Consider the following 19,080-nt stretch of genomic DNA (forward strand, 5'->3'; position numbering starts at 1 on the left):
CCGAAAGCTTTACACTGTGCATTGCCCGTTTTGCCAGAACTCAAATTCTCGAGTCGTCGACTCTCGGCTAATTGATAACGGCTACACCATCCGACGCCGTCGCCAATGCACGAGCTGCGAACGTCGGTTTACCACGTTGGAACACTCGATCCTCATGGTGACAAAGCGCTCCGGAGTTGTCGAAGAGTTCGACCGGGACAAGCTCATCCAAGGTGTTCGCCAAGCTTGCCGTGGTCGCTCGGTACCCGACGACAAACTCAAGGTCCTTGCCCAGAAGGTGGAGGAAGCCTTGCGTTCAAAAGGCACCTCGCAGATCGAATCGAATGACATTGGCTTAGCTATTCTCGACCCATTGCGCGAGCTCGACGAAGTTGGTTATCTCCGCTTCGCATCTGTCTACAAGTCCTTCAATTCTGCCGATGACTTTGAAGCCGAAATCCGGCAGATGCGGGAAAAGAACACCGGCGCTGAAGAAAACTGAGACGCTCACCGTTACTGCGGCAACTTGTTGATTGCCTTGCTAATCCGCGCCGCGGAAATCGATCCGGCGGTTCCTAAACGCTGAGCAAACAAACTGACACGAAACTCCTGCATCATCCACCGCACCGCGAGTGCCTTTTCTGACCCAGCGAACCCCTTCGGCAGCTGCGCCAGCTTCTTGTCCAGCGCCTGTTCCACTGCCACAGCCTGGTCTTCTAAATCGCCATCGCGATCTGGATCCCGACCCATATCCTCCAGCCGTACTTCCATCCCATGCAAGTACCGGTCTAGGTGCCGCAATCTACTCCAGCCATACTTAGTCACGGCTTGCGGCGGCAATAGAAATGCCAACTGCGCCGACATGTCCTCAATCGCAGGCCCCGTCCATTGTGCTAGTTGACCTGCTACCCGCTGATAACGCACTGCCGCTGGGGCAAGCGCGACCACCAACTGTCGAACCTGGCCTGGAACCTTTGGTTTAGTCTCTTGGAGAAACTTCGCGAACTCCGTAGGAGACCGCATCGGTCCGCCCGCTGCGATAAGCAGATCCTTGACTACTGCCACTCGGCAATCTTCAACCAAGGCAGTTACCCCGCCATGCGGCCAACTTTCAGCCGCGACGCGTTGCTGCAGCGGCAGCCCCTTAATCATCGACTGTGGTTTGACTACGATTTCACGCAGCAACATCGTCAACGTAGCTGCGAACATGGACACATCCGCGTCCGCCTTCGTCGGGAAACGCTGGACCTTCACTCCGTCTCGTGTCGCCTGCAAAGCCGGATACACCGTCACCGGATGGCCGGCCACGCTCGTGTGCACCGATTCGGGAATGTCGCCCAAATTGTCGGCAGTCCACACTGCGACTGCCGGGCTTTCCTCATTCGCGGTACTAGACACCGCGGAGGTGAGCGCAGCCTTCTGCCGACTACGAAGAGCCACAAAGTCCCGATCCTCGTCAATGACCTTGCCGCGTTTGCCGGTCACCGCGAAGTTGATCCGCAGGTGCGGTGGCAGCTGAGTCGGATCAAACATGCTGGCGGTCAGCCCGCCAGCTCCCAAGCTACGCAACGCTTCAGCCAGAGCATCAGCGAAATCGCCCTGATACGGCGTCATCCGTGCCAAGGCAGCGGCAGCAAAGTCCGGGGCAGGCACAATGTGTTTGCGTTGTGCCTTTGGTAACGACCGAATCAGCGCAGTGGCCAACTCCTCCCGCAAACCTGGCACCTGCCAGTCGAAACCGCGCGCCTCCATCGAAGCCAGAGAAGCCAATGGAATTGTCACCGTCACGCCGTCATTGTGTGCACCAGGCTCAAAGTTGTAGGACAGCGGCAAACTATGATCTGCCTGTTGCCATACGTCGGGGAAGTCCTGCCCATCGACACCCGCACTATCCGGATTGACCAACTTCTGTGGGTCAAAGTTCAACAGTTCGGGGCTCTTTTGCCTTGTGCGCTTCCACCACCGATCGAAGCGAATGCCGGTGGTGCAACTTGCCGGCAGCTTCGCATCATAGAACGCAAACAAGGCGTCGTCGTCTACGACAATGTCGCGGCGCCTAGCTTTGTCTTCCAGTTCCGCGGCTTCCGCCAGAAGCTGGCGGTTGTGCGCAAAGAACTTGTGATGCGTCTGCCATTCACCGCCGACCAGGGCGTGCCGAATGAACATATCGCGCGCCGCGACGGGGTCCACCTTGTCGTAGGCCACTTCACGGTCGTCAATGATCGGTACACCGAACAAAGTTGCCTTTTCCGTCGCCATTGCAGCGGCCTGTTTAGTGGACCAATGCGGCTCAGAATACTGATACTTTAGCTGGTCAGCAGCCAGCTCCTCCACCCATTTCGGTTCAATGCGGGCACAGTCGCGGGCAAAAAGCCGAGAGGTTTCCACCAGCTCCGCGGCCATCACATACTGTGGTGGCTTCTTCGACAATGCCGATGCCGGGTGGACCAAAAACTCTGTGTTGCGCGCGCCACGGAACATTTTCCCTTCCGGTGCCCGCATACCAATATGGGACAACAACCCAGACAACAGCGCCTGATTAATCAGCGTCGGGTCCGCCGCGGCAGTGGAGTAGGACCAGCCCAATTGGCGTATGACTTGGCTGAGTTGGCGAACCAAATCCATCCACTCCCGCACCCGGATGTAGTGCAGATACTCACGCTTGCAGAGTTTGCGGAACTGGTTTCCGGAAAGCTCCCGACGCTTGGTCTGGAGGTAGTCCCACAGATTCAGGTATGCAGCGAAGTCACTGTCTTTATCCTTGAATCGAGCATGGAGCTGGTCCGCTTGTGCCTGAAATTCCGTTGGTCGTTCGCGAACATCCTGGATGCACAGCGCCGCCACAATCGTCAGGACTTGATGTAGCGAACCATTCCGGTGTGCTTCTACCAAAATGCGTGCCATCCGCGGGTCCACCGGCAGCCGCGCTAGGTCACGGCCAACGTCCGTCAGTCGCGGTGAATTGGCAGCGGCACCTTGGACTCGACGGTCCGCTGCGGGCTGCTTGCGGGAAGGCTGCTTATGCGAGCCCGACTGTGGTTCTGCAATCGCGCCGAGCTCCGTGAGCAGCCCCAAACCATCCTTGATGGCCTTGAAGTCTGGGGCCTGCACAAATGGGAACTGAGTGATATCTCCAAGCCGCAGCGCTGCCATCTGCAAAATCACCGAGGCTAAGTTGGTGCGCAAAATTTCTGGGTCGGTGAACTCATCACGGGTTCGAAAATCCTGCTCGGAGTACAACCGGATGGCAATACCATCGGCAATACGGCCAGAACGACCCGAACGCTGGTTCGCCGAGGCTTGACTAATCGGTTCAATCGGGAGCCGCTGAACTTTGGTACGCACTGAGTATCGAGAAATACGCGCCAAACCGGTGTCGACGACATAGTGAATGCCCGGCACCGTCAGAGATGTTTCGGCGATATTGGTGGCCAAAACAATCCGACGCCGACCTGTCGGGTGAAAAACCTTGTGCTGGTCCTGATTTGATAGCCGACCATACAGCGGCACAATGTCGATATTCGACCACATCCGACCAGCCCGACCTTCCATGGCCTCTTTGGTTTCTCGGATGTCAGCTTCACCGGCAAAAAACGCCAGAATATCGCCGTCGCCTTCGCGCATCAGTTCTTCGCAAGCAGCTATGACCCCGTCGGTCTGGTCCAATTCGTCAACAAGCTTGCCTTCGTCATCAAGCACCTCCAACGGCCGGTAGCGGACCTCGACGGGGTAGGTGCGGCCGGAGACTTCGATGATGGGGGCGGGTGTGCCGTCGGCGTCGGCGAAGTGGTTCGCGAAACGTTCCGGGTCGATAGTTGCCGAGGTAATGACGAGCTTCAAATCCGGCCGCTTGGGCAATAATTCACGGAAGTAGCCGAGGAGGAAGTCGATGTTAAGGCTACGTTCATGCGCCTCGTCGATGATGATGGTGTCGTACTGATTCAGGTAGCGGTCCCGCTGAATTTCGGCGAGCAAAATACCGTCGGTCATCAGTTTGATGGCTGTGGAATCACTGACCTTGTCATCAAAGCGGATGGCGTAACCGACAGTCTGGCCAATCTGCTCCCCAAGCTCATTGGCAATGCGCTCGGCGACCGACCGGGCTGCCAACCGTCGTGGCTGGGTGTGCCCAATTCGGCCGCGTAGACCACGGCCGACATCCAGACAGATCTTCGGAATCTGCGTTGTTTTACCCGAACCAGTCTCACCAGCGATGATGACAACTTGGTGGTCGGCGATGGCATCTGCGATATCCGTGCGCTTGCCAGAGACCGGCAGTTCCTCCGGGTAGGAAATCTCCGGAAATGCGTCCTTCCGCGCCACTAGTTTCGCTGCGGCTGCGTCAATGTCGGTGGCAATGGCCGCTAATGCCGTGTCCGTGCTTGCCCGCCGGAGCCGGTTGCGGAAGGCCCGTTCGTCGACGGCAGAGACTTCAGACAAACGGTTAAACAATTGCTTTTTGACGGCACGGGTGTTGTTGCTCATGAGAACTACCAGGATAGCCCGGGTGGGAAGTCGGGCGGTAGTTAGCAAGAATTTTTTGTAAAACGCTGACAACTGTGCGCAATCGGTTTAGTTTCGCATGAAAACATACTCGCTTACGGGGAGACGCATGCCGCAGCCAGATAGCCAACCGCCACACGAAGACACCGCCACACCCAACACCGACCTGCCGACCTTCGCACCCACGAGGCGCAGCATGCTCTACGGCACCGGCATCGGAGCCGCATCGATGGTCGCAGGACAGATCAGCCGCTCACTGCCAGGAGCCGCAACCGCCAGTGCACAAACCGAACCAACCTCGGCAGCTAACCCAACTATGCACGCCGGCTGAGGTATCGCCGATATGACCGGTGAACCACTGGGCGTCGGTATGAACGGGTACGCAGTGATGGAATAAACCACCACCGGTCTAGCGCAACGGCAATACGCCCGTACCATCATCCTCGGCCAACCAGACGGCAACCGAGTTGTTCTCACCGTCGCTGACCTCGGACTCATGTTCCAAAGCATCCACCTGGAAGTGCTGCGCCGACTCCGCGCAGAGTTCGGCGACCGCTACCACCAAGCAAACGTACTGCTCAGCGCTTCGCACACGCACGCCGGTCCCGGTGGTACCAGTGGCCATGCCATGGTCAACCTCACGACATTCGGCTTTCGGCCAGTGACATTTGAAGCCACCATCGCCGGCATTGTCGAATCAATTCGCCGAGCTGACCGCGACTTTCAGCCAACTACCGTCAGTGTCAGCCACAGCGATGTCCCGGGATTGGTTCGAAACCGATCCATAGAAGCTTTTCGACGGAACCCGCCAGCTGAGCAGCAGCGCTTCCCACACGGGGTCAACAATTCGTCACTAAGCCTGCATTTGCACCGCAATGGCACCCACGTCGGGGTGATGAACTGGTTTGCCATCCACCCAACCCAACTGCCGCCATCTAATACGCGGATTCATGGGGACAATAAGGGCGCCGCCGCATGGGTGACCGAACACAACAATGGCGTGGACCATACAGACTTAGGGCACGCCCCATTTGTGGCGGCCTATGCACAGTCCACACCCGGCGATATTTCCGGCAACACTGCCTTACAGCCTGGCACTGGGCTGGGAAACAACCCGGAAGAAAACACGTGGATTGTCGGCAACCGACTTGCCGAAGACGTCCGAGCGAGCGCTACTGCTGGAAAAACCGTCTCGGGCGCGGTCAGCTGGCGCTATGCCTGGCGCGATATGGCAGCGCAACGTGTCCCCGGCCGGTGGACCGCTGATGGTAAACCTGGCACCACCGGTCCCGCAATCCTCGGCGCCGCATTCGCCGTGTCCTCACAGGAAGATGGTGGCGGAGTGGAATGGTTGCCGTTGAACGAAGGCGAACGCGGCGGCAACCCACTAGTGGCGCAACTGACTGGCGTGATGGTGCCGCCAGAGGTGAAGGCCTACCAACATCCGAAGCAGGGGTACACCTCGGGCTATGGCCACTACGTCACCACGCCCGAAGAGTATGAGCAGCAAGATTACGAAGGCGGCGCGACGCCATTTGGTCGGCATCAGCTTCCGGCTACACAAATGATCTTCCATGAACTAGCCACCGCACTGGCGCAGGACAAGCCGGTGAATTCTGGTCAGCCAGCAGGAGACCTCACCGGAAAGATTCCGGCGGCGCCAGCTGGTGGCCCACGGGTGGATGCACCACTGCCTGGCCGACGCTACGGTGACAGTCTGAAGCGGATAGCTGGGGTGCGCCGCGGCGAACCAGTCGTTGCCGAATTCTGCGCAGCCAACCCCAACAACAACATTCGGCATGGGGATACTTACGTCCGCATTGAACGAAAAGAGGGCAGTGGCTGGACCACGGTGGCCACCGACAACTACTGGTCAGTGCGGGTGGCTTTCCGGGTGCAGGCCCTTGCGGTCACTAGCAGGGTGACGTGGTCAACCCATGCGGGCAACGCGCCGGGCCGCTACCGAATCCGCTACTTCGGTGATTGGCGGGACCTGGGCGGCAAAACGCACCCATTTGTCGGCGTCACCAACGAATTCGACGTGCGCTAGCTAGCGTCGCTAGTTCTGTTCCACCTGCAGGCTACGCAAGCGGACTTCGCCATGCTCGTCGGATGCGGCAAGGTCGACTTCACCAACAAAAGCGAAACTATTGTCGCCTTCCGGGTCCTTCAGAATCTGCCGGACTCGCCAGACCTCTGGTCCTTCCTCCACCTGGAAGAAGCTGCCGCCGCGCGCAGCCTGCCCAGTATCAATGTCAGCGTACTGGTCAAAGTAATCGTCCATAGCGGCGCCCCAATCTGGTACGTCCTCGAGGTACTCGTCCAGCACCGCCAGGTCGTCTTCCTTCTCCCAGGCAAACATTTCCACATGGCGGAAGAAGAGGTTGCGCACCATGATCCGGAAGGCACGCTTGTTACCGGTCAGTGGTCGGTCTGGTTCCTGCCCAAAGGCCTGCTCGCGGGCCAACGTTTCCGCGTCCACTGGCTTATCTGGGTCAGCCATCTGTGCCCATTCATCCACCAGCGACGAGTCCACCTGGTGGATAAGCTCACCGAGCCATTCGACAATGTCATCAAGCTCTTCGGTGTAGTAGGCATCCGGCACTGTCTTTGCAAGCGTGCGCCACGCATCGGTGAGGTAGCGCAGCACCACACCTTCACTCCGGCCGACCCCATAGGTGGCAATGACATCGGAGAAGGTCATGCCATGTTCAACCATGTCGCGCACCACGGACTTCGGCGACAAGTAAAACTCACGCGCCCACGGGTGGCCTTCGACGAATGTGTTGTAGGCAGCGTCAAGTTCCTCAGCTAGCGGCTGTGGCCAGGTGACGTCTTCAATAATGGACATCCGGTCGGTGTAATCGACCCCTTCTGCCTTGAGTGCCTCAATTTCCTCGCCGCGTTCCTTCTTCTGCTGCGCCTGCAGCAGCTGGCGTGGGTCATCGAGCACTGCCTCCATCACACTGATGACATCCAGCGTGAAGGTATCCGATTCCTTATCCAACAGTTCCAAGGCAGCCAGCGCGAATGGGGACAGCGGCTGGTTCAGCGCAAAGTCCAGCGGCAAATCTTCCACGACCCGCACGGTGCGGCCCGTGTCGTCAGGGGTGTCCAGCTTTTCAATCACCCCGGCGTTAAGCAGCCCACGGTAGTACTCGATAGCCGTCAAAATATGCTTATTTTGCTGGGTGCGGGTGTCGTGGTTGGACCGCAGCAGGTGCTTCATATGGGCGAAACCATCGCCCGGACGCTCAATGACGTTCAGCAGCAGCGAGTTCGTCACCTCAAACCGAGACACCATCGGTTCCGGGTCGGCATCGATGAGCCGTTCATACGTCGAGTCCGACCACGTCACCTCGCCCTTCGGCACGGACTTCAGCCGCAGCTTTTTCTTCTTCTTCGGGTCGTCGCCAGCGCGCTTGCGCAGCTTTGCGTTTTCAATCTCATGCTCCGGCGCTTCAATAACCACGGTGCCTTCGGTGTCGTAACCGGCACGCCCGGCGCGGCCAGCAATCTGATGAAACTCACGAGAGGTGACAATGCGCTGCCGCACGCCGTCGTACTTCGCCAGACCCGTCATCAGCACCGTTCGAATCGGCACATTAATGCCCACCCCGAGGGTGTCCGTGCCACAGATCACTTTGAGCAGGCCGGTTTGAGAGAGCTTTTCGACGAGTCGGCGGTACTTCGGAAGCATGCCCGCATGGTGCACACCAATACCGCGCCGGACGAGCTTGGACAGGGTACGTCCGAATGGGGAAGTGAAGCGGAAGTCACCGATCTCCTCGGCAATCTTCGCCTTTTCTTCCTTCGTCACCAGCGTCATGCTGGTCAGGGCCTGAGCCCGTTCGGTTGCCTCCCGCTGGGAAAAATGCACCACGTAGATCGGTGCTTTACCCTGCTCAAGCAGGTTTTCAATGGTGTCGTGCACAGGCGTGTAGACATAGTGGAAGTCCAACGGGACTGGTCGGATAGCGCCGGCAACCAAGTCGGTGTCGCGGCCGGTGCGAGCGGTCAAATCCTTGGACAGGTCACTGGTATCGCCCAATGTGGCAGACATCAGCAGGAACTGCGCCTTTGGTAGCTCGAGCAGTGGTACCTGCCATGCCCAGCCGCGGTCTGGATCGGAGTAGTAGTGGAACTCGTCCATGACCACTTGCTGCACATCAGCTTCGGAGCCTTGCCGCAGTGCAATGTTGGCCAATACTTCAGCGGTGGCGCAAATGATCGGTGCTTTGCCATTGACGGTGGCATCGCCAGTCATCATGCCCACATTGTCGGCGCCGAAAACCTCACATAGTGCGAAGAACTTCTCGCTGACCAGTGCCTTAATCGGGGCCGTGTAAAAGCTGCGCTGTTTGCGGGCTAGGGCGATAAAGTGCGCGGCAATCGCCACCATGGATTTACCGGAACCGGTTGGGGTGGCCAAGATGACATTGTTCTCGGCGAGGATGCCTAAAGATGCTTCCTCCTGCGCAGGGTAAAGCGCAATCCCATTCGCTTTTGTCCATGCGAGGAAAGAATCGAAGATCGCTTCATCAATGAGCGACTCCGGAACGTCAGCTAAATCTGGCAGCATCTGAGAAAGGTTCACTCCCTCAGGGTAACTGAGCCGCCAGACAAGCCGCGCTACTGATTGTCGCTAGTGCTGCTAGCTACTGATTCTCACCAGGGTCGCGTTCCGCCAAGAACCGCTCAAACTCAGCGCCCAATTCCTCGCCGGACGGCACCTGTCCGTCATCAAGCAATGGGTTCGACCGCAATTCCTTCAGCCGCGCCGACTCCTCGTCGTACTGCTGCTCCAGAATCTGCACCACCGCGGCAACTTCCTGGTTCTCTTCAGTCAGCTCCGCCAGCTGCTCAAGCGAACGCTCGGCGTCCTTCTCAATCGCCCCCAGCGGAAGCGACAAATCCGCCAGTTTGCTGACGCCCTCCAGCAGCCGCAAAATCGCCTCCGGATACTCTGAACCGGAAACATAGTGTGGCACATGTGCAGTCAAGCCGACCGTGTTGCGGCCGCGCGCGCCAATTGCGGACTCAATCTGTAGACTTGCCGCGCCCGGCACCTGCATCTGGATTGGCCAGGAATGGAAATTCTGCACCGATTTGCGGTCCGTGCCGTGAGCAGTGATCACCATCGGGCGGGTATGCGGCACCGTCATCGGCGCAGCATAAAGCGAAATCGCTTCGGCAACATCAAACCGGTCCGCCAAGTCAGCGACCGCACCGGCGAATGCGTCCCACCGCAGGTCCGGTTCGGGGCCGGACAGCAACAAAAATGGGTGACCTTCAGTGTCGCGGAGCACATGCAGGGACAGGTTCAGCTTGTCAATGTCCACCACCTTGGAATCGGCGATGGTCACTGCTGGTCGCCGCGAACGGTAGTCCATCAGTTCGTCATTATTGAACGTGGCGATTGGCCGACTATCCAACGCATCGAGCAAGTGCTGCGCGGAGCGGGTTACTGCGTGACCTGCGTCTGCGTAGCCCTGCAGCGCGATCACCATTGTCACACCATTGTCGGAAGAACCAACCTCCGGTGATGGGAATTCCATTTCGTACATGGCACCCGCACCGTCCTTCTTCCGCTCATCGAAGTGGCGGTACGAATCATTGTCGTGCATATCGCACCCCTCCTTTTCGCCAAAGTCTACTCACAACAACACCGCCAGCCCGGTAGGTATTCCGAAACCTTGTTTGGAAAACTCCACAGCGTGACGGTTATCCCCAGGTGTGCGCGGTGCGGCCGAATTTTTCGACGGGTATGTCCGCGGGCTCGGTCACAGTAAGGCCATGACTTACTCCGATGCGCCGAACCCTGACCGTTTCAACTTCCGCAACCCTGCTGACACCTTCGCCAATATCCCTGGAATTTTAGGCTATTTCCCCAAGGAAAAGGTAATCCTGGTCACCGCGACAGACAGTGGCTACCTGCCCGGCCCCGTGCTTTCCCGCCCCATTGACGGGTTGGACGCCCCAGACCTATTAGATGCGACCGCAGATGTGTTGCGCGCCGAGGGGGTGACGGATGTGCACATTTACTTTGTGACGAAAGCGGTACAAACCGAGCAGTGTTCCTACCTCATGTGGCTTGCTGCCGTGCTGCGCAATTGGCTGGCTGACAGTGGCATTGAGGTCGGTGAAGTTTTCGCCGCGGACATTATCTCGACTGGGCGTCGATTTATCTCACTGACCAACCCGAATAGTGGCGGCACAATCGCAGAAGTGGAACGTTCCTGGTCAGCTCGCCGCGCAGATCAAGCTGGCGAACCCATCGCTGGGTCAAAAACGGAGTTGGATCGACGGTTCCAGGTACGCCCACCGTCGGTAGACGGCAGTTGGGAACGGCTAGTGCGGCAGGTCCTGTCCGAATGCATTGCGACGGTAGCAGCGCAGCTACACCCAAGTGCTCCGTCGGCACCAAACTCATTGCTGTGCGACGCCATGAGCCAAACCGGAGCTGTGCTGGCCAACATCGACGAAGGCGGACTGAATATCACCGAGCTGCACCAAGACACTGAAGCATTGCGGGCATTGCTGTTGCCGCTGACGCACACCACACTGCGGGACATGCTTTTTGCGCTGTGTAATTCACCATTGCGGGCCACCGCGCGGGAGACCTGGCTGGAGCTGGCGCGGCTAACTACCGACCATGTCCGCGCCAACGCTCTGGTGCTCTATGCCGTGGAGCGTTTCGAGTGTGGGGCAGAAGGGGTAGGCCATGCGGCTCTGGCAGCGGCGTTGGCTGCCGCACCGGAACATCGGTTGGCGCAGCTGATTCAAACTGCGTTGGTATACGACGACATCAGTGGGGTAGTCGGTGGGATGATCGCTACGTCGTCTGAACTGGTGGAAACTGCCACTGAACTAGCTAGCTGACTTTGGTTGTCGCCTGGTCCGGAACTTGGCTTGTCACGGGGCGAGCCCAACTAGGCAGCGGCAGCCACGGCTATCGGACGCGTTTAGCCGAATGAGCACGGTCGCCCAAGTCCGCCGTAAACCGCCAAGCATCGGAGACAATGGTTTCCAGATCCGTGCGCTGTGGGCGCCAGCCCAGCTCCGCCATCGCCAGACGCGACGAGGCGATGAGGGTAGCGGGGTCACCAGCTCGGCGCGGGGCCACTTCTGCTGGGATAGGGTGCCCAGTCACTTCCCGGCAGGTTTCAATGACTTGGCGGACGGAGAAACCGTCACCAGAACCAAGGTTGAAGATGCGGTGTTCACCGGCACGATTCGATTTTAAAGCCAGCAGATGTGCGTCGGCGAGGTCTGCGACGTGGATGTAATCGCGGACGCAGGTGCCGTCTGGGGTTGGCCAGTCATCGCCGAACATAAAGATCTTGTCGCGGTGTCCCAGCGCAACTTGCAACACCAACGGAATCAAGTGGGTTTCTACTTCCCGGTTTTCCCCGAAATCCCCGTATGCCCCAGCGACGTTGAAGTAGCGCAAGCTCGTCGCACTGAGACCGTAGGCGGTGGCGTAGGAAGTGATGGCGTAGTCAATCGCCAGTTTGGTTGCACCATACGGGTTCGTTGGTGCAGTTGGCATGGTCTCGGTAATCGGGACCTGTTCTGGTTCACCGTAGGTCGCTGCAGTGGAGGAAAACACCAAGTTGCCGGTGCCTGTTTCCCGCATCGCGTCAAGCAGTTTCAAGGTGGTGCCCACATTGGCATGCCAATAGTCGGCCGGTTTTTCCATCGACTCGCCGACCAGTGATCGAGCTGCAAAATGCATCACAGCGTCAAAGTGACCGTCACTAAGCACTGATGCGGCCAATTCACCGGCATCGCCTTCGATGAAGGTGGCATCAGCGGGTACAGCTGCGCGGTTACCGGTGGTCAAATTGTCGATAATGGTGACGTCGTGGCCGCGTTCAATCGCAATTGCTGCGCAGACGCTGCCAACATAGCCTGCACCGCCGGTGACCAGAATCTTCATCTGCTACTTCTCCTTCGACACGTCTACCGCGTGCCACAGTCGTTTTGGCAGCCGCACTTCACCGGCGTCCGTGGTCAAAATGGCATCGTCGTGGGCAAATCGGACCGTAATGGTGTTGCCGGCGCAGACCTTTGCATCATGCAGCTCGTTCATCACAAGCGGGTCGGACTGCAGCAGCTCATGGATAAGACGTACCGACACCGTATGTTCGGAAGCAGTGTCCAAATCCGCCAGACTTACGGTGCCGTTGCCTTCCATGGCCGCTGGTGTCAGCCCCAGCTTGTCGAGGCCTGGGATTGGGTTGCCGAATGGGCTGGTACCGGGGCGGCCAAGCACGTCAAAGAGTTTGCGCTCGACTTCTTCAGACATGACGTGTTCCCAGCGGCAGGCCTCATCGTGGACTTTGTCGAATTCCAGACCAATGATGTCGGTGAGCAGGCGTTCAGTCAGCCGGTGCTTGCGCATCACGGCGGTCGCTAAGCTCCGGCCTTCGGTGGTGAGCGCTAGGCTGCGGTCTTCTTTTACATGCAGCAGTCCGTCGCGTTCCATCCGTGCGACTGTTTGACTGACAGTAGGGCCGGACTGCTCCAGCCGTTCTGCGATTCGTGCCCGCAGCGGCAAAATGCCTTCTTCTTCCAACTCAAAAATGGTGCGAAGATACATCTCGGTTGTGTCGACGAGCTCCCTCAAGACGATGCCTTTCTACAAACAGTGATGCATCGAGCTTACCTAGTCGGCAAAACAGTGGGGGAGTACACCGCCGCACGCGCGGCGAATGCGGCCTGTGGGGATAAAAAACCACGAACCCGCCGAAGTAAAACAGCGACGGGCTCGTGGAAGCTTCAATGGCGTGTTGCTACGCGTCAGGGCTACTTGCGGTGACCTATTTGACGCGAGCTACTTAGCGCGAGCTACTTGGCGTACGCACGCAGACGGTCGGCGCGGTGCCCATTGCGCAGCTTGGCCATCACTTCACGCTCAATCTGGCGGACGCGTTCGCGGGAGAGGCCAAAGTGGCGGCCAATCTGGTCCAACGTGCGTGGCAGGCCATCGTTCAGGCCGTACCGCAGGCAAATAACTTCCTGTTCACGCTGCTCCAAGGTGCCCAGCACCTGGCGAATATCTTGGTGGCGCAGGGTAGCGACCACCGACGCTTCTGCATCGGTTGCTTCGGAGTCTTCAATGAAGTCGCCCAGCGGTGCCTCTTCATCCGAACCCACCGGCATGTCCAGCGATACAGGGTCGCGGGACTGGCGCATCAGCAGTTCAATTTTCTCCACTGGAATGCCAGATTCTTCCGACAGTTCTTCATTAGTCGCTTCACGGCCCAAGTGCTGGTACATCTCGCGGCGAATACGGGAGAGCTTATTAACCTGCTCCACGAGGTGGACTGGCAGGCGAATGGTGCGGGATTGGTCGGCCATGCCGCGGGTGATGGCTTGGCGGATCCACCAGGTGGCGTAGGTGGAGAACTTAAAGCCCTTGGCGTAATCGAACTTTTCCATGGCGCGGATGAGGCCCAAGTTGCCTTCCTGCACCAAGTCCAGCAGTGGCATGCCGCGGCCGGTGTAGCGCTTTGCCAGGGAGACCACCAGGCGGAGGTTAGCTTCTAGGAGGTGACTGCGTGCGGCACGACCTTCGCGAGCAATAATCTTCAAATCACGTTTGCGGGCTCGGGTGAGCTTTTCGTCACCGCCCAGCAAATGTTCCGCGTATAGTCCAGCTTCGATGGCTTTGGATAGCTCGACTTCTTCTTCAGCGTTCAGCAGTGCGGTCCGGCCAATGCCGTTAAGGTAGACGCGAACCAAGTCGGACGATGGGGAACCTGCGTCGCTTTTATGGCGGGATTCTTTCGAACCACCTGTGTCGTACTCTTCGAATTGCGTCAGTGCACTTGTCACTAGATCTGCCTCCTGAGTTAGACGATTCAATATCTACAACGCACAAGTGCCTAGTTTTGTTCCCGAGACAGTTATGCCTGCATATTTGGGCTTTTTGACGAAGTGGTCTACGCCTCAACCAGAACAGTAAACGGGCCTTGATTCACCGAATGCACGGACATCATCGCGCCGAATTGTCCCTCGGCAACCTGTAGCCCGCGCTCGCGTAGCCGGGCAACAATCTTCGCAATGACCGGTTCGGCAACATCCCCAGGCGCTGCTGCTGACCACGACGGGCGCCGCCCCTTTGCCGTGGCGCCCATCAACGTAAACTGGCTGACCACCAACACTGGAGCTCCCACATCCACCGCCGCGGTTTCGCCATCTAAAATGCGCAATTCTGCAATTTTTCGGGCTACCGTTTCCCAGGCATCAGGTGCATCGTCTCGACCCACCCCGACGAGCGCCAAAATCCCGCCGGTGCTGCCACCATCAATCTGACCAACAACTTGGCCGTCGACAGTGACGGATGCTTCAGACACTCGGGTTAATACTGCTTTCACTGCGGTTTCTACTCCTGAACTTCGGAAATTTCTGCGGGCAACACCAGTCCGTGCCGCACCAAATCGACTATCACTCCGCGAGCGGCGTTGGCTAACGCTGCCACGCCATCGTCATCAAGCCCCTGGGAATAGCCCAACAACGCCGCAACCTCGTCGAGCGGTAACCCATCGGGGCGCAGGCCGGCGACCAACGCTGCGGTGAGCTCGTCGACATCATGGGACCACCGTGGCCCATCCATCCGAGTCAATCGCACCACCTGCGGGGCAAACCCCATACCGGTATCGGTGTCCATCACCGCGACGTTTTCCCGCGCCACCGTTGGCCGCAGCTGATACCTGGCAGCGCCCACCGAATCGGAGGTTTGCTTGGCTAACCAGTCAGCACGCAGCAAATATTCGGCAACTTCCGTGCCCAGCGGATCGGTATACGGCTGGTCGAACTCTTCGCAGACGACCTCACTCGGACCCGAAATGGCTTGCAGCACAATGAATCCGAAACCGATACCGTCGACATCATGGGCGTAGAGGTAGTCGAGCCACTCCTGGGTGCGCTCACGGGCCACCTGACTGCGCGGATCAATCGACTCATCGCGCAGCCACGTACCGACATACAACGCCGGGTCGGCAACATCGCGCTGCAACACCCAGGCGCGCACACCCTCCGCTGGCAGCCACGACGCCACCCGCTGTTGCCACGCCTGCTCGGCCACATGCACCCACGAAGCCAACAAATGCGCTGTGCCGCCTGGGGTTAGATAGTCAGCTGCTTGCGACACGACAAGTCGAGAGGCCTCATCAAGACCCAGGCCGCTATCACGGTAAACATGTTCAACTTTCGGCGGGCCCACCACAAACGGCGGATTCGCCACAATCCGGGTGAACTTTTCGCCCGCCACCGGCTCAAACCAGGAACCAGCGAGCACCCGGCTGCGGTGCGACAGCCCAGCGGCCTGCATCGTTGCGGTGGCATAGTCCACGGCGCGTTGAGACACATCGATTCCGGTTAGCTGCGCGCATTGGCCGGCCTGCAACAACATCTGCACACCCGAACCACAACCCACATCCAGCAAGGACGCAGTCGGCGTAGTCGGAACTGAATCAGCCAGTGTCAACGAGGCTTGACCCGCGCCAGGTACATGGTCAGCGTCTGGCACGAACTCAGCGAGCGCGGCGTCTTGGTCCGAAAACAGGAAATAGTCCGAGGCATCCGCCTGCGCACCGGTCTGCTCACCGGCCTGCCCACCGGCCTGAGCATCAGCCGGAGCGCCGACCGTCATTGGCTGCACATTGACCGTAATGCGCACCGCACCATCTGCAGTTCGAGCAATCGCGCCGCAGTCGGCACCGAGTCCCACGAGTTCAGGGCCAAATGCTGCCTCCAAGTCCGCTTCCGTCACCGGCTGCCGCAAAATAACCGCCCGCAGCGCTGTCGCCACCTGTTGTGACGTGGCATCGGCCGCGACTTGTCGGTGCAGATGCCAGTCGGCGGCAGCTGGTTCGCGCCGAAGGAGTGCTGCCCAACCTTCAGCGCCCAGGGCAGCCCGAACACCTGCCTCCGTCAGCCCTAAGCCGCGGAGCTGTTGGCTGATGGCAGTAGCAAACTCGGTGGAAATTGGGGTAAGGCTAGTCATCTTCAACATCCTTTTCCGAGTGGTCATCCGCTCGGGGAGGCGACGAGTCATCGTCGTGGTCAATCACAATGGGGTCATTGGCGGGTTCGGCGTCGATGACCGGACCTTGGCCGGCCGGCAACGCCAATTGTCCTGAACTTGTCAGCCTGCCCGGCTGAGGTTCGGCAGTACCAGCTAGGCCTTCCTGCGCGGCCAATTGTTGTCGGGCCTGTTCTGCTTGTTGACGTGCAACCGCGGGCTTATACACCCGAGGCCTGCGAGCATCAGGCTTTTCACCGGCGTTATTGCCAACGACCACTGCAATCCACGGCAGTGGCACTGAGATAATGCTGACGATGGCTGCCAGCCACACGTTCTCCCACACCAAGTAGAACAACGCAGCCATAAGAAGCAGCGGAACCCGCAGGCCTTGCAGCCAGTTGTAGTCGCGGACCCGCCTATTGTGGTTTTCGAGAGGGGTCTCCCGCATTTCGGTAATCAGTGCGCGTTTCTTGCGCTGCCAAGGCATCCGCATGTCGTTGATCGTATACCCCTTGAGCTTGGCACCGCGCCCTCACGTTTCAATCGCCGCTGAGGTGGGGCATGATGGGGAGAGTGAGCACGACACAGACAACAACTATTGAGCGACCAGACGTCGACGTCACCGACCACACCGACGACGACACCCCCAAGTTCTTCCACTACGTGAAGAAAGACAAGATCGTCTCTTCAGCGGTCAGCGGGGAATACGTCGTTGCGCTGTGCGGCGAAACTTTCCCAGTGACCAAATCGGCAAAACCTGGTTCGCCAGTATGCCCAGACTGCGAACGCATCTACCGCACACTTCGTAAAAAGTGAGTGGACTGCGGCAGTGGCAGCAAGAAGCGCTGACCAAATATCTGGATACAAACCCGAAAGACTTCCTGGCGGTCGCAACGCCGGGCGCAGGTAAAACCACCTTCGCCCTGCGCATCGCCGCGGAGCTACTTTCGCGTGGCATTGTGCAACGAGTCATCGTCGTCGTCCCGACCGAGCACCTGAAGGTGCAGTGGTCCGAGTCGGCGGCTCGCTCCGGCATCAGCCTGGACCCGAACTTCTCCAACTCCACCGGTGTGGTCAACCCGTCCTACCACGGCATCGCAGTGACCTACGCCCAAGTGGCGGTCAATCCATGGAAGCACCGGGCGATTGCACTGGCCCGAAACACCCTGGTCATCCTCGATGAGGTTCACCACGGCGGTGACGCTAAGTCGTGGGGCGACGGCATCGTCGAAGCCTACGATGACGCCACCCGACGGCTCTGCCTAACCGGTACGCCATTCCGCTCCGACGACGCCGCCATCCCATTTGTGCGGTATTCACCTGACGGCGAAGGCCACCTACAGTCCGCCGCCGACTACAACTATGGGTATTCCTCCGCGCTGCGCGATGGAGTAGTGCGCCCAGTCGTCTTCTTGGCCTACTCCGGCGAAGCACGCTGGCGCGACAGTGCCGGTGAAGAGTTCGCTGCCCGCCTAGGTGAACCACTCAACCCGGAACAGACCACTCGGGCCTGGCGCACCGCGCTTGACCCCAACGGTGACTGGATCCCAAGCGTGCTGCGCGCCGCAAACACCAGGCTGACGGAAATGCGCCGCCATATCCCAGACGCCGGCGGCCTAGTACTCGCTTCCGACGCCAAAACAGCACGTGCTTACGCCCGCACCCTAGAAAACCTCACCGGCAAAAAGGTCACAGTCGTGCTGTCGGATGAAGTCGGCTCCTCCGAACGCATCGAACAGTTCTCCGCCTCCACGGATGAATGGATGGTGGCAGTGCGCATGGTGTCCGAAGGCGTGGATGTACCCCGCCTAGCGGTTGGCGTCTACGCAACTAGCGCATCGACACCATTGTTCTTCGCCCAAGCCATCGGACGATTCGTCCGTTCCCGCCGCCCAGGCGAAACCGCTTCCGTATTCCTGCCAAGCGTGCCTGTCCTACTGGACCTAGCCTCGCGCATGGAAGCCGAACGAAACCACGTCCTCGGTAAACCAGACCGGCCAAACGAAGGCTGGGATGACGAACTAGTCGTCCAAGCAAACAAGAAGACCTCGGAAACCGACGAACTTCCTGCCTACGAATCCCTCGGCGCGGACGCCGAACTAGACAGCCTCATTTTCGACGGCGCGACCTACGGCACCCCAACCGTTGCCGGCTCCGCCGAAGAAGCCGACTACCTTGGCATCCCCGGGCTACTTGATGCCGACACTATGCGTGAGCTGCTCAACAGACGGCAGACGCAGCAGCTCGATGCCCAAAGTGAACGTCAACAAGCCCCAACCGCACCGGAAGTACCCTCCGCCGAAAAAATCTCCGGCGCCGACCCCGAAGCAGCCAAAGCCCGGGTCGCCAGCCAAGTCCTGCCCAAACTGCGCAAGGAACTCAACGCACTGGTCTCCTTACTCGCGGCGCGGACCGGCACGCCACACGGCCAAATCCACAATCAAGTACGCCAAGCCTGCGGCGGACCACCGACCGCACTGTGCTCCGAAGAACAACTGCACAGCCGGATCAGTAAGATCAGGCAATGGCTATAACAGGGGCGAACGCAACCGAACGCAGCC

15 protein-coding genes and 1 pseudogene are annotated in these 19,080 nt (G+C 59.0%); 7 read left to right on the plus strand and 9 right to left on the minus strand.

Annotated elements, in window-relative coordinates:
- The first annotated feature begins 16 nt into the window (after positions 1–16).
- Positions 17–481 (plus strand): transcriptional regulator NrdR, encoded by a 465-nt coding sequence (nrdR, locus tag A3EC_RS0103890; protein WP_026162178.1) that lies wholly within the window; start codon positions 17–19, stop codon positions 479–481.
- An 11-nt stretch (positions 482–492) separates the two neighbouring features.
- Here the strand turns inward: nrdR and hrpA are convergent, their stop codons facing one another.
- Positions 493–4,464, minus strand: coding sequence for an ATP-dependent RNA helicase HrpA (gene hrpA / locus A3EC_RS0103895; RefSeq protein ID WP_018023862.1), 3,972 nt, complete (start codon positions 4,462–4,464; stop codon positions 493–495).
- A 127-nt stretch (positions 4,465–4,591) separates the two neighbouring features.
- Here hrpA and A3EC_RS12385 point away from each other — a divergent pair, with 127 nt between their 5' ends.
- From A3EC_RS12385 to A3EC_RS13230, 3 genes and pseudogenes are all read left to right on the plus strand, one after another.
- Positions 4,592–4,813: a twin-arginine translocation signal domain-containing protein gene (locus tag A3EC_RS12385; RefSeq protein WP_018023863.1), complete on the plus strand. Its 222-nt coding sequence runs from the start codon at positions 4,592–4,594 to the stop codon at positions 4,811–4,813.
- Between the two features lie 81 nt (positions 4,814–4,894).
- Positions 4,895–6,031, plus strand: a pseudogene (locus A3EC_RS11290) (neutral/alkaline non-lysosomal ceramidase N-terminal domain-containing protein); the annotation flags it as partial.
- Between the two features lie 15 nt (positions 6,032–6,046).
- Complete coding sequence (locus tag A3EC_RS13230) at positions 6,047–6,532, plus strand: neutral/alkaline non-lysosomal ceramidase C-terminal domain-containing protein (protein WP_281163678.1); 486 nt, start codon at positions 6,047–6,049, stop codon at positions 6,530–6,532.
- A 9-nt stretch (positions 6,533–6,541) separates the two neighbouring features.
- Here the strand turns inward: A3EC_RS13230 and A3EC_RS0103905 are convergent, their stop codons facing one another.
- Both A3EC_RS0103905 and A3EC_RS0103910 read right to left on the minus strand, forming a co-directional pair.
- The gene (locus A3EC_RS0103905; RefSeq protein WP_018023866.1) at positions 6,542–9,064 is read right to left on the minus strand and encodes a DEAD/DEAH box helicase; all 2,523 of its coding nucleotides are present in this window, start codon (positions 9,062–9,064) and stop codon (positions 6,542–6,544) included.
- Between the two features lie 76 nt (positions 9,065–9,140).
- Positions 9,141–10,109, minus strand: a complete 969-nt coding sequence (locus tag A3EC_RS0103910; protein ID WP_018023867.1) for a proteasome assembly chaperone family protein — start codon at positions 10,107–10,109, stop codon at positions 9,141–9,143.
- A 169-nt stretch (positions 10,110–10,278) separates the two neighbouring features.
- Between A3EC_RS0103910 and A3EC_RS0103915 the strand changes: the two genes are divergently transcribed.
- Positions 10,279–11,364: a DUF4192 domain-containing protein gene (locus A3EC_RS0103915; protein WP_156812816.1), complete on the plus strand. Its 1,086-nt coding sequence runs from the start codon at positions 10,279–10,281 to the stop codon at positions 11,362–11,364.
- 70 nt (positions 11,365–11,434) lie between these two features.
- Here A3EC_RS0103915 and galE read toward each other — a convergent pair whose 3' ends face one another.
- The 6 genes from galE to A3EC_RS12395 all read right to left on the minus strand — a co-directional run bounded on the left by galE (position 11,435) and on the right by A3EC_RS12395 (position 17,012).
- Complete coding sequence (gene galE / locus A3EC_RS0103920) at positions 11,435–12,424, minus strand: UDP-glucose 4-epimerase GalE (RefSeq protein WP_018023869.1); 990 nt, start codon at positions 12,422–12,424, stop codon at positions 11,435–11,437.
- 3 nt (positions 12,425–12,427) lie between these two features.
- Positions 12,428–13,114, minus strand: coding sequence for an iron-dependent transcriptional repressor DtxR (locus tag A3EC_RS0103925; RefSeq protein WP_026162181.1), 687 nt, complete (start codon positions 13,112–13,114; stop codon positions 12,428–12,430).
- Between the two features lie 221 nt (positions 13,115–13,335).
- Positions 13,336–14,325: a sigma-70 family RNA polymerase sigma factor gene (locus A3EC_RS0103930; RefSeq protein ID WP_018023871.1), complete on the minus strand. Its 990-nt coding sequence runs from the start codon at positions 14,323–14,325 to the stop codon at positions 13,336–13,338.
- Between the two features lie 107 nt (positions 14,326–14,432).
- Positions 14,433–14,867, minus strand: coding sequence for a D-aminoacyl-tRNA deacylase (gene dtd / locus A3EC_RS0103935; RefSeq protein WP_026162182.1), 435 nt, complete (start codon positions 14,865–14,867; stop codon positions 14,433–14,435).
- Positions 14,868–14,875: 8 nt separating this feature from the next.
- Entirely contained in the window at positions 14,876–16,498 is a 1,623-nt protein-coding gene (locus tag A3EC_RS0103940) for a DUF7782 domain-containing protein (protein WP_018023873.1), read from the minus strand.
- The gene (locus A3EC_RS12395; protein ID WP_051060981.1) at positions 16,491–17,012 is read right to left on the minus strand and encodes a DUF3099 domain-containing protein; all 522 of its coding nucleotides are present in this window, start codon (positions 17,010–17,012) and stop codon (positions 16,491–16,493) included. Before A3EC_RS12395 ends, A3EC_RS0103940 begins: the two co-directional genes overlap by 8 nt.
- 71 nt (positions 17,013–17,083) lie before the next feature.
- Here A3EC_RS12395 and A3EC_RS0103950 point away from each other — a divergent pair, with 71 nt between their 5' ends.
- Complete coding sequence (locus A3EC_RS0103950) at positions 17,084–17,335, plus strand: DUF3039 domain-containing protein (protein WP_040427909.1); 252 nt, start codon at positions 17,084–17,086, stop codon at positions 17,333–17,335.
- A complete protein-coding gene (locus A3EC_RS0103955; protein ID WP_018023876.1) occupies positions 17,332–19,053 on the plus strand; it encodes a DEAD/DEAH box helicase in 1,722 nt (573 codons plus the stop codon). Before A3EC_RS0103950 ends, A3EC_RS0103955 begins: the two co-directional genes overlap by 4 nt.
- The last annotated feature ends 27 nt before the right edge of the window (positions 19,054–19,080 follow it).

It is taken from the genome of Corynebacterium ulceribovis DSM 45146 (assembly GCF_000372445.1).
Classification (GTDB): Bacteria; Actinomycetota; Actinomycetes; order Mycobacteriales; family Mycobacteriaceae; genus Corynebacterium; species Corynebacterium ulceribovis.